Here is an 11,651-nt window from a genome sequence, read left to right as displayed (position 1 = left end):
GCCCGTGTCGTTGCGTATCACTTCCAGCCCGGCCTGGGCCAGACGGTCAAACAGCTCGGGATTGGTTTTGCCGAAAGAACGGGGTGTTACAAGAATTTTCACAAAAACTCCTTGTGCGGATATGGGCAGAATCTGGGCCGGGAACCGGCGCATACAGCCTTACTACTCTGCGGGTATTTGTCAACGAGTGCGGATAAACTAAAAACCGCCGAAACTGCGGCAGCGGAAGGCGTAAAATGGCCGTTTGCAGCCGGGCCGCAGGCTGATCCTGATTTGTGGTTTACCCTCTCAACGCGCAACAGCCGCCGGGCAAAACCCGGCGGCTGTTCCTCTTCGTACGGCAAAGCGTATTATGCCTGCACGTCCAGCTTTCCGCCAATGCCCTCGGCGGCAAGCCCTTGGCTTCGCATGTTCTGCTCCATTTCAGCGCCCTTATCAATAGTTCCGTTGATAAGCGCGGCAGACATGTTGGCCTGAATGTTCAAGGCGCTTCTGGCCAAGCTTACGCTCATGCCCATCTTCACATCGTCCATGGCTTGCTCCTTGGCCGCTTATGCGAACCTGTGCATCCATCTGATCGGCAGAAGCGCAAAAAACTGTAGGGTAAAAATACCAGGGCAAGACCCGCCGCGATTATGGGCGTCAAATGCGTGGCTGGATTCAGGCCATATTCGTACAACCATGGGTCAGTCCTGCCCCTGCTCTTCGCCTTCAAGTTCCTTGAGTTTTTTCCAAACGGTCACGCGGCTGATGCCCAGAGCGTCAGCGAGAGCTTTTTTGTTGCCGCCGTGCTCTTCAAGCGAGGCCTCCAGAATGAAGCGTTCCATCTCTGCCATGGTGCCGCGCGGCACCTGCAAAACATCATCCAGAGGGCGGCATGGGCCAGCCATACCCTGCCGCAGGCAGTGCCGCCGCATGATGTCTGTAATCAGCGCGTCAAAGTCCTGTTGCTCGTCATAGAGGGTAAACACACGCTCCAGAATATGCTCCAGCTCGCGCACATTGCCCGGCCAGCCGTGCGCTGCCAATGCGGCAAGCGTTGCATCGTCAAACTTGAGGCGGCTGCGCCCGGCCACGTGCTGATGGTTTTTTTTGATAAAATGGGCAATGAGCGTGGGGATGTCTTCCTTGCGCTTGCGCAGAGGCGGTATTTGCAACGGCAAGATGTTGAGCCTGAAGAACAGGTCGCGCCGGAAGGAGCCTTCCTGCGCCATGGCGTAGAGGTCGCGGTTTGAAGCCGCAATAATGCGTACATCAATGTTGATTACACGGTCGCCGCCAATGCGGAAGATTTCTTTTTCCTGCAATGTGCGCAGCAGACGCACCTGGGTCGCGAGGCTCATTTCGCTGATTTCATCCAGAAACAGCGTTCCCCGGTGGGCCAGTTCAAACATGCCCGGCTTGCCGCCCTTGCGCGCGCCGGTAAAGGCCCCTTCCTCATAGCCGAAAAGCTCGCTCTCCAGCAGGTGTTCGGGGAGGGCCGCGCAGTTCAGGGCCACAAAGGGGCCTTTTTTGCGTTCGCTGAAATTGTGGATGCTCTGGGCAAAAAGCTCCTTGCCGGAACCTGTTTCTCCTTCGATGAGAATGGAGGCGCTGCTGCGGGCATAGCGCTTGGCTTCGGCCACAACCGGGCCAAGGGTGTTTTTTGAACCAATGATGTCTGAAAAATTATATTTTGCCACCAAGCCCTTGCTGGCAAGCTGTACGCGGGCCTCAGCTTCGATTTTCTGGATTTTGGAAAGTTCCTGAAAAACAATGATGGTGCCCTGGTCGTGCTCGCGAACGCGGATAGGTACGCGGTTGACCACAAGGGTCTTGCCCTTGAGGGGCAAGACCTTGTCCACGGTGTATTCGCCGTTGCCGAGCATCTGTTTGAGTTCCGGCGGCGTTGACGGGGCATCAATATCCATGCCCACTAGCTTTTTGCCGTGCAGGTCAAGCATCTGCTTTGCCGGGCGGTTGCAGATGGCGATGGTTTTATCGCGATTGACGGAAACGATGCCGCTGAGAGAATAGTTGATAATATTGTTCAGGCGGCGGGAGCGGGTACGCTCCTTGATGTGCTGGTCAACAATGTTGCGGGCGGAAAGCACAGCCTGATGCACGCTGTCCTTGCTGGAGCGTATGAGATAGTAGGGCAGCCCGTACTGCGCCGCCTTTTCAATGACGCATCCGCCAAAGCCGACCACGGCAACATCATTCAACGTGGGAAGTCGGGCAATGATACTGTTGAAGTCCTGCTCGTTGCGGTAGATGACCTGGCGGAAATTTTTAAGCCGCGCAAAGGCCGCCAATGATTCAATATCAACGCTCAGGTTGCTGTCGTAGGTGATGCAGAGCAGGTTCTGATGGCGCTCTGACGCTTCGCGCAGGGGGGTGACGATGTCGTTGGCTGTAATCTGGATGGGCACCACAGGTGTTTTGACCATATGCTGGATGGCAATGGCCGTTCCCGCCTGGCTGATGATGACATCGTAACGGTTTTCCACCTCAAGCGCGTGGAGGTGCCCGCTGTTGTAAATGCCGCCATCAAACACATCTACTTCAACGCCGAACTGGCCTGCGGAGTGGCGCACAAGCTGGGCCATTTCATCATAAATGGACACGCAAAGAATACGGGGTTTGAAACTGGCTGGCAGCATGGGAGCCTCGTCATCTGGTTGGTTCGCATGGCGTATGCGCCGGGCGGTGTTAAAAACATAAACCTCGCTGTATGCAAAGTAAACATGAGCAGCATGAAATATTGAATGAATACAGCAGGTATTGAAAAAACACAGGCCAAAGTCTGTCTTGCGTCAGTGCCGTTCTGCCCTGCCATGCAAACAATGCAAGCCAGGAATGTCTTGCACCCTTTATGCCGCGATTATCCCGTATATTCTGCTTAACGACGCAGTCACGGCAAGGACTTCACAATAAAATCCCTACCGCGACTGCGTAACAAATTCAGCTTGCGTACCGGATACGCCGGAACCCCGTTACTTTATGAGACCGAGCATTCTCCAGTAGGGTATGCTGATAAGGAAGGCCACTGCGCATATGGCGGTATAGGCAGCCGAAAGTTTAATCATGGCTGAGTGCCGCGCCATTTTGCCCTGCGTGCCGAAATGGGCGCAAAGGTAAATGGAATTCATGTAGCTCAGGTACCAGATATCGCTGCCGGCAAAGGTGACCATGCAGGCGATCCAGGGGTTCATGCCGTGGGCGATCATGATGGGCGGAAGAATCAGCACAAAGATGGCCGAGGCGGACGTGAGCGACACAATAACCAGTTTGACGAGCGAGGCCACAACCACCAGTGTCACGATGAACAGCGCGGGTTCGGAAATCACGTTGGCAAGGAGGGGCTGCAGTTCCGTACCAAGCCAGCGGTCAACCTTGAGAGACTGGATAACCGAGGCCATGTTCAGGATGCTGCCCACGAAAACAACGGACGACCAGTCGATGCCCGTCTTGAAATCATTCTTGTCCATAACCTTGAGCAGCATGAGCACGCACATGGCCATGAGCGAAACTTCACCGGCAGATATCTTGTGCAGCGATTCGGTCATCCACATAAGCAGGGTGACAATAAGCACGCCCATGCACAGCTTTTCATTACGGGTCATGGGTCCGAGCTTTTCAAGCTGGGCGTTGCTGTAGCCTGCGGGCAGGCTGACTTTTTCCTTGGGCTTGTAGCAGGTCACGATGAAAAGACCCATGCCGAGGAAAACGCACACGCCATAGGGCAACGACCACAAAAGCCACTGCAACCACGTAACGCCGCGATAAGCCTCGGGCAGCATGCCCACCAGCACGTAATGGCTGAACGAGCCGCTCATGAACATATGACCCATGAGGATAAAGCCCACATAACATGCGCCGAACAGGCCGTTGGCCGCGTTGGACTTGCGTTCAATGCCAAGTTCATCGCTGATGCCCATGGCGATGGGCGAAGAAAGCGTGGCCTTGGCGTTCATGCTGGGAATGAGCGGCCCGATCACAGTGCCCGAACCAATCAGCCCCCACACCTGCCCGGCAAAGCTGGCAGGGAACAGCTTGAGCACCCAGAGTGAGATGCGTTTTAAAAGGCCTGTTTTGCCAGCCACTGCGCCCAGGGCGAATGCGCCGACCATGATCCACCAGCCGGAGGTGGAAAACGTGGCAAACGCTGTTTTAAAGGGTACGCACTTGAAGGCCGACCACAAGATACACATCATCAAACCGGTGACAAATTCGGGCACGATCTCGGTGATCCACCAGCCCACAGCCCACACGGTGATGCCAAGAGCAATCATGGTCTTTTCGTTCAGGCCTTCCGGCGGCGCTTGCAGGGCAACCCAGATACCAAGGATGATGGAAAGAACAGACCCCGCAAGGCGAATGTTCTTGACCAGATTCCCTTTGTTTTCAGCAGCGATTTCAGCCATGACACTCCCTCTGTGTAAAAATTGGAACGGCCTCAGGGCAAAAAAAGAACGAGAAATTAACAACCCCGGAGCAGACAGAAAATGCAAAAGAGGCGCTAGCAACCCAACGTAAAAATTTGTTTCATATGTTGAGCGTCACATCAGATACAATTCAATAACGCTCTTGCCGGGCCCTGGTGCGCGCATGCCAAACACAGACAACCAGTTCGTTAAACGCGTTTGAGATATCCACAGAATCTCTTTACGCGCCTTGTTTTTGATTCCGCTTGATTCCGCTTGGGGCCGCATTTGCGCCAATGTGATCGTAAAAATTGTTGTTTGTTTTCAGCTAACTGTAAGATGCCGTGCGCCAGTGTTTTTTGCGCTAACAATGTCAATAAGCAAGTTAAACGTTGCGTTGCCAGAAATTCACCAACAGGGCGGAGCGGTGTGTCGCTCGCAGGGGCAAGGCGGATATCCGCCTTGCCCCTGAGGGGGCTGCTCTATCTACAGGGATTGGGGTAAGCAGCGCGACACGGGTGCACCTGACTATTCGTGGAAGGTATGGAAACCTTCCTCCTTGCGCAGTACGCGCAAAATTCCGTAAGCCAGCGCTTCCAGCTCGTTTTCTCCCGGCAGCACCATGACTTCGCCGAGGAACTGTATCCGGGGCACCACGCGGTCAATGATGTACGAGGAGTTGGCAAGCGCGCCGGTCAGCACGACAACATCCACCTGGCCGTTGATGACCGCAGCCAGCGAGGCAATGTGCTTGGCAACCTGATAGGTCATGCCGTCGTACACAAGGCGGGCTTTTTCATCGCCTTCGGCAATGCGGCGTTCAACTTCAAGGGCGTTGTTGGTGCCAAGATAGGCCATCAGGCCGCCCTGACCGCGCGTGCGCCGCGTGGCTGAATGGCGGTCAAACTTGCCCGAAAAGCACAGGTCGATGAGCTGCCTGTTGGGCAGGCCGCCGGAGCGTTCGGGCGAGTAGGGGCCTTCCTCATCGGTGATGACATCAATCATGCGTCCCTGATGAATGACCGTGGCGCTGATGCCCGCACCCATGTGGCTGACGATGATGTTCTTGTCTGCCAGCTTCCAGCCCTTGCTCGCGGCGGCCTTGATGGCCATGGCGCGCATGTTGAGGGCATGGCATGAGGCCTTGCGGCGAATTTCCGGCAGGCCGGAGAGTTTGGCGATCTCTTCCATCTGATCCATCACCACGGCATCATAGATGTAGGAGGGGATGTTCAGCGGCTTGGCGATTTCGTGCGCCAGCAATGCGCCGAGGTTGGAGGCGTGGTCGTCAATGGGGCGGTGCCGCAGAAAATCCAGCATGCCTTCATCAACAAGATACGCGCCCTGCAAAAGCGGGGGTAGTTTGCCGCCACGCCCGGCCACGGCGGAGAGCTGGTGCAGGTCAAACTGCTCTTCCTGCAGCGCCTTCAGTATGGCATCCAGGCGGATGGGGAACTGAGCCACGTTGCTCTCAAAACCGCGCAGGGATTCTGCCGGATGATCCACTTTTTTCTGGAACAAGAGCTCGTGGTTCTTGTAAACGGCAATCCGCGTGGAGGTGGAACCGGGATTGATGGAAAGAACGGTATAGTTGGTTTCCGCCATGTCATATCCTTGTGGAACAATGTAAAATGCTCTTGCTGTCATGGGCTGCCGCGCCTGATGTGCTGAGCTGCACTGCGGCGCGGCAGCCTGAAACCTTGCGAGCGGTTGGCTCAGGAGAGCAAGGGGCAGGGCCAGCCCATCCGCAGTTGGCTACCCTGCGGCAGAGGCCGCAAGAACCATGGTCCTGAACTTGTCTTCAGCGCTTGCCGCGCGGGAATTGAGCACCACCGGCACCCTGCCGCCCACCACTATGCCTGCGGTCAGCGCGTTGGCCGTATGGCGCAGGCACTTGATAAGCACATTGGCGGTGACAATATTGGGGCACACCAGCAGGTCGGCATCGCCGGCAACGGGGCTTTCGTAGCCCTTGGTGGCGGCTGATTCAGCGCATACCGCCAGATCATAGGATATGGGGCCTTCAATCAGGCAGCCGGTGATCTGGCCGTTTTTGTTCATTTCTTTCAGCGCGGCGGCGTCAACGCTTTCAGGCATTTTTTCATTGACGGTTTCCGCAGAGGCCAGCACCGCAACCTTGGGATTATCAATGCCCATGCGCGCAAGAGCATCCACCGCGTTCTGGGTAATGTCGCGCTTCTGTTCGAGCGAAGGCGCAATGTTGATGGCGGCGTCGCACAGGGCCAGAAGCTTGGGGTAGGTGGCAACCTGCACAATGTTCATGTGCGAGATCAGCCGCCCGGTGCGGAAGCCGGTTTCTTCCTTGAACAGACCCTTGAGAAGAACGCCGGTCTGGATCAGGCCTTTGAGAATAAAGTTGGCCCGGCCTTCCTTGACCGCCATGCCGGCCCCTGTGGCTGATTCCTGCGGCGTGGCAGTTTCAACAATGGGATAGGCATCGCCCGGCAGGCCTATGGCCTTGAGTTTTGCTGCGATATCTTCCCGCTTGCCAAACAGCAGCGGCTCCACAAGGCCCACTTCAACAGCGTGCCGCACAGCTTCAAGCACATGTTCGTCTGCGGCTTCCACCACAGCCACCTTGCACTTGTGGGCCTTTTGCATCACTGCTGCTTCAAGCTCGTCAAAGCTCTTGTATACCATGACTGACTCCGGCCTGTTATTTTTCCAGAACTTCAATGGCAAAGTCGGGGCAGACCATCATGCATGTGCGGCAGCCTATGCAGGCCTGCGCATTGACCGGAGTCATAAAGAGATAGCCAGCCGCATTGTATTCCGTGCCGAAGTCGTAAACAGACTTGGGGCAAAGTTCCTTGCAGTAGCCGCAGCCCTTGCAGAGCACGGCATCCACGCAAACTTCAAAAGTTTTCTTTTCCTCGCTCATCAGTTTCCCCCCCGGGCGGCTTGGGCAGCAGCAGCGCCCCGCCTGATCACTTCCATGTTAATCTTGGCCACTTCGGGTTTGCCCTTGCGTTCGGCGATGCTCAGCAGCGTGTCCAGAGGCAGTGCCCCGGTAAGCGCCATGGCCGCTCCAAGACCGGCAAGGTTGGCCGATTTGGGCGCGCCCAGTTCGTGGGCAATCTCGGTCATGGGGATGCCGATCCAGTTGCTTATCTGGCGGGGTTTCATGAGCGAGGTGTCATACACAACGGGGGCTACGGCATTGTCGTAGCGGGTGCCCACAACCTCGTTCAGCGCAATGATCAGATTGGGTTTGACGACCTGCTGGAAAAGGATTTCCGCATCGTCCATCAGCACTTCGGCGCTGATAAATCCGCCGCGCTGCGAGATGCCGTACGACTGGGACTGCACTACGTTGCGGCCACCCAGAATTGCGGCTTCGGCAAGGAAGGACGCGCAAAACACAAGGCCCTGCCCGCCGGTGCCAGCCATGATAAATTCATACTGGGCCATGCTACTTTCCTCCCTTGGCGGCCGTGATCACCGCGCGCTCGGCCTCGTAGCGAGTGTTGAAATCGTGAACGTCCTTGTCGGCAATGACGCCGGTGACAAAGTAGCCAAGATCCGCGGCATTCTCGATGGAATCAAACTTGGCCTGAGAAACGGCCTTTTCCTTGAGATTGCGCAGCATGTCCACAGGCTGCTTCATTTTGTTGCGGGGGCCGAACAGGGTGGAGCAGGGGCTCATGGCTTCGATAAGCGAAAAGCCTTTTTTCTGGATACCGGCAACAATGCGGTTCTTGAGGCGCATGCCGCTGGTGACGGATTCGCGGGCCACAAAGTTGGCCCCTGCCGCGCGTACCAGATCGCACACGTCAAAGCCGCGCTCGGGGTTGCCGCCAACAGACGTGCTGGTGATGGCTCCGTTGGGCGTGGTTGCCGAATACTGGCCGCCGGTCATGCCGTAGTTCAGGTTGTTCACAATGATGGCCGTAAGGTCCATATTGCGGCGGGCCGTATGGATAAGATGGTTGCCGCCAATGGTGGTGCCGTCGCCGTCGCCCATAAGAACGATGACGTGGAGATTGGGGTTGGCAGCCTTGGCGCCGGTGGCGAAGGTGAGGGCGCGCCCGTGCGTGGTGTGCAGGGCGTTGGCGGAAATATAATCATCGGCCTTGCCCCAGCAGCCAATGCCGGTAACGACAAGAACGTCTTCCTTCTTGAGATTCAGCTCGTCCATGGCGCACAAAAGCGCGTTCAGGACAATGCCGTTGCCGCAGCCCGCACACCACATGAGCGGCAGTGCCTCTTTGTTAAGAAGCGAGCGTGAAATAGCCTGTGCCATTGTATTTCTCCTTTACTTCAAGGCGGCTGCGATCTGGGCCGGGGTCATGATGCTGCCGTTGTAGCTGTTAACCCCAACAACCAGCGAAGGATCCGGCACATATTTTTTCACTTCTCCAGCCAGCTGGCCGGAATAGTTCATTTCAGCAACAACAATGCGCTTGGCCTTGCGTGCGGCTTCCCGCACTTCCACATCGGCAAAGGGCCACAGGGTTTGCAGCTGGAGAACGCCAACCTTGCCGCCGCTGGCATTGGCCTCTTGCGCGGCACTGCGGGCCGCACGGGTGACCACGCCGGAAGTAATGATCAGGGTTTCGCAGTCTTCTTTGCCGAAGTAGCGCGTCATGACGATTTCATCACGGCCCTGGGCAATCTTGGTGTGCAGCTGGGCGACCCTGCGTCCTGCATTTTCGGGCGTATTGCAGCTAAAGCCGTTTTCGCCATGCATGGAGCTGGTGACATGGAAAACATAGTCGCTGCCATAGCGTGCCAGAGGTGCAACCGCGCCCTCATCAAAGCAGAAGGGCTTGTAGTCGGCAGGTGCGCAGGTGGGCTGGCTACGGTCAACTACTTCCACTTCGCCCTGGTCAGGAATGACAACGTTTTCGCGCATGTGGCCGCAGACTTCTTCAGGGGCCATGATAACCGGCACGCGGTATTTTTCGGACAGGTTGAAGGCCTTGACCGTCAGGTCAAAGCATTCCTGTACCGAGGCCGGGGTCAGCGCGATAATTTCCTGGTCGCCATGCCGTCCCCAGCGCAGCTGCATGATGTCGGACTGGGCCGGTTTGGTGGCAAGGCCAGTGGAGGGGCCGGAACGTTGCACGTTCACCACCACCACGGGCACTTCGCCCATGGTCGCCATGCCGAGGTTTTCCTGCATAAGCGAAAAGCCGGGGCCGCTGGTGGCGGTGAACGACTTCACGCCTGCCAGTGATGCACCTACGATGGCGCCCATGCTCGCCAGTTCGTCTTCCATCTGCATGAAAATGCCCCCAAGCTTGGGGAGCTCGCGCGAGGCGATTTCAGCAATTTCGGACGAAGGTGTGATGGGATACCCGGCGTAAAACCGCGCTCCTGCGTAGAACGCGCCTTGGGCTATGGCGGCGTTACCCTGGATGAGCTTGCTTTGTTTTTTCATTGCCTTTCTAAACCTCGTTTCCGTTGTGGTGCCACCAGTAATTATTCTGCCATTGCTCAATTTGATGTGTACTGCTTCGTGCAAAACAACTTCATTTGCCAGAAATAGTGGCATTGAGTGCAGTTGGTATGGCTGTAATTTCTTTTCATAAATGAAAAATACAGACATTATAGAGCGTATTTTTCTGCCATCATCCAAGAGTTGCAGTTTGTAGGTTAGCAAGTAGTATGCCAAAAAATTGATGGCTGCACTAATCTGAAATAGTTGATCTTTTTTCTTGTAGCTGGATTGCTTTGTTAACGATGTTTTCGTCTGTGTTGCGAAAGTTAACGTTGTATACAGCTGCGTAGTACTGGGCTGATCCCTTATCCCCGCGCAAAAGATTAAATAGCAGGGAGTTCAAGTAGCTTGCGGCTGATCAGACCCTGTCCCCCTGCGGGCATGCTCGCTGTGCAGATGGCTCAAACAAAACAGCAAGTATGCCCGCGAGGGATGCCGCGTAGGGGACGCGGCATGGCCCTGTTACAGGCCATATGCCTTGGCAAGCAGTTCGGCAGTGTGCAGCACGCGAATGTTTGCGCCGCGGTGGCTCAAACCGTCGATAAGCTGCATCTTGCAGGCAGAACAGCCAGTGGCGACAACATCCGCCCCTGTGGACAGAATGTCGCTGGTTTTATCCGCCAGAATCTGCTGGGACAGGTCGTAGTGAGTGGCGCTGAACGTGCCCGCGCAACCGCAGCAGACATCGGGGCGGCTCATTTCCACAAAGCGCAGGCCGGGTATGGCGCGGATGAGGCTGCGGGGCTGCTTGGATACGCCCATGCCTCGCACAAGGTGGCAGGCATCGTGATAGGTCGCCTTGAGGGGGACGTTCTGCACATAGGGCGCAGGGCCAAGCTTGGTGAGGAAGTCGGAAAAGTCGAAGACCTTGTCCTTGAATCCTTCCCACGCAGAAAGCGTATCGCTGTTTTGCAGCACCTCGCCGTATTCCTTGCTGAGGGCCGAGCCGCAGGTGGCGCAGCCGGTGATGACGGCGTCAAAGCTGCCGCGCGAAAGGATGCGCGCGTTGTTTTCAGCCAGCAGGGCCGCGCCGTCAAAATCGCCGGATGAAAACAGCGGTGTGCCGCAACACTGAAGGTTGTCCAGCAAATGCACTTCCACGCCGTTGGCAACCAGCACGTCTATGAGGGCCTTGCCCGCATTGACATAGACATAGTTGAGCATGCAGCCGGGGAAAAAGGCCACCCGGGCACGGGCGGATCCCTTGGGGCTGCTGACGGCAGGCATGACCTTGCGCAGCGGCTTGTCGGCCAGGGCCGGGACAACGCGGCGCAGGTTCAGCCCTGCGGCGGGGATGGGAATGCGTGAAACCTTGCCTGCGCCGTTTTCAGTATTTTTGAAGAGTATGGACTGAAAAGGTTTGGCGTGGCTCAGGGCCATATCAAACAGCCGACCCTTGGTGACAGCTTTGAAGGCTATGCTCTTTGCGGCTGGCAGCTGGCCTTCTTCCGCCATCTTGCGGCGCAAGGCCATGATCAGGTCGGTGGTGTTGACGCCGGAAGGGCAGATGGCCTTGCAGCGCATGCACAGGGTGCAACGGGCGGCCAGTTCCATCAGCTCCTTGGTGGGCTTTACCGTGCCGTCCGCCAGAGAACGCAGCAGAAAAAGCTTGCCGCGCGAAGAATTGGATTCTTCGTATGTCTTGCCGTAAACCGGGCAGATGGTGAGGCACTGCCCGCAACGGGTGCATTTGAGGGCGGCTGCTTTCAATTCGTCCAGGGACTTGCTCATGCCTGGCCTCCGAAGATGCAGCCAGGATTCAGGATATTGTTGGGATCAAG

The 11,651-nt window shown here is 56.5% G+C and carries 10 protein-coding genes; all 10 read right to left on the bottom strand.

The window, feature by feature from the left end; genetic code table 11:
* Window positions 1-350 precede the first annotated feature (350 nt).
* The 10 genes from VEZ52_RS10555 to VEZ52_RS10510 all read right to left on the bottom strand — a co-directional run bounded on the left by VEZ52_RS10555 (window position 351) and on the right by VEZ52_RS10510 (window position 11,601).
* On the bottom strand, window positions 351-533 hold the full coding sequence (locus tag VEZ52_RS10555) for a hypothetical protein (RefSeq protein ID WP_291445298.1): 183 nt from the start codon (window positions 531-533) through the stop codon (window positions 351-353).
* Between the two features lie 153 nt (window positions 534-686).
* Window positions 687-2,642 (bottom strand): sigma 54-interacting transcriptional regulator, encoded by a 1,956-nt coding sequence (locus tag VEZ52_RS10550; protein ID WP_324836772.1) that lies wholly within the window; start codon window positions 2,640-2,642, stop codon window positions 687-689.
* Window positions 2,643-2,975: 333 nt separating this feature from the next.
* On the bottom strand, window positions 2,976-4,406 hold the full coding sequence (locus VEZ52_RS10545; RefSeq protein ID WP_324836771.1) for an SLC13 family permease: 1,431 nt from the start codon (window positions 4,404-4,406) through the stop codon (window positions 2,976-2,978).
* A 528-nt stretch (window positions 4,407-4,934) separates the two neighbouring features.
* Complete coding sequence (buk, locus tag VEZ52_RS10540; RefSeq protein WP_324836770.1) at window positions 4,935-6,011, bottom strand: butyrate kinase; 1,077 nt, start codon at window positions 6,009-6,011, stop codon at window positions 4,935-4,937.
* Window positions 6,012-6,161: 150 nt separating this feature from the next.
* On the bottom strand, window positions 6,162-7,067 hold the full coding sequence (locus tag VEZ52_RS10535; RefSeq protein ID WP_324836769.1) for a phosphate acyltransferase: 906 nt from the start codon (window positions 7,065-7,067) through the stop codon (window positions 6,162-6,164).
* Between the two features lie 16 nt (window positions 7,068-7,083).
* The gene (locus tag VEZ52_RS10530) at window positions 7,084-7,308 is read right to left on the bottom strand and encodes a 4Fe-4S dicluster domain-containing protein (RefSeq protein WP_022659689.1); all 225 of its coding nucleotides are present in this window, start codon (window positions 7,306-7,308) and stop codon (window positions 7,084-7,086) included.
* The gene (locus VEZ52_RS10525; RefSeq protein WP_324836768.1) at window positions 7,308-7,838 is read right to left on the bottom strand and encodes a 2-oxoacid:acceptor oxidoreductase family protein; all 531 of its coding nucleotides are present in this window, start codon (window positions 7,836-7,838) and stop codon (window positions 7,308-7,310) included. The genes VEZ52_RS10530 and VEZ52_RS10525 overlap by 1 nt, the downstream gene beginning before the upstream one ends.
* A 1-nt stretch (window position 7,839) precedes the next feature.
* Entirely contained in the window at window positions 7,840-8,670 is an 831-nt protein-coding gene (locus tag VEZ52_RS10520) for a thiamine pyrophosphate-dependent enzyme (protein WP_022659691.1), read from the bottom strand.
* A 12-nt stretch (window positions 8,671-8,682) separates the two neighbouring features.
* Complete coding sequence (locus VEZ52_RS10515) at window positions 8,683-9,810, bottom strand: 2-oxoacid:acceptor oxidoreductase subunit alpha (protein WP_324836767.1); 1,128 nt, start codon at window positions 9,808-9,810, stop codon at window positions 8,683-8,685.
* Between the two features lie 522 nt (window positions 9,811-10,332).
* Window positions 10,333-11,601, bottom strand: a complete 1,269-nt coding sequence (locus VEZ52_RS10510) for a (Fe-S)-binding protein (RefSeq protein WP_324836766.1) — start codon at window positions 11,599-11,601, stop codon at window positions 10,333-10,335.
* Window positions 11,602-11,651 lie beyond the last annotated feature (50 nt).

The sequence above is a fragment of the Desulfovibrio sp. genome (assembly GCF_035644575.1).
Taxonomy (GTDB): domain Bacteria; phylum Desulfobacterota; class Desulfovibrionia; order Desulfovibrionales; family Desulfovibrionaceae; genus Desulfovibrio.
Note: the sequence above shows the minus strand (reverse complement) of the source record. Positions and strands in the feature narration are given on the sequence as shown.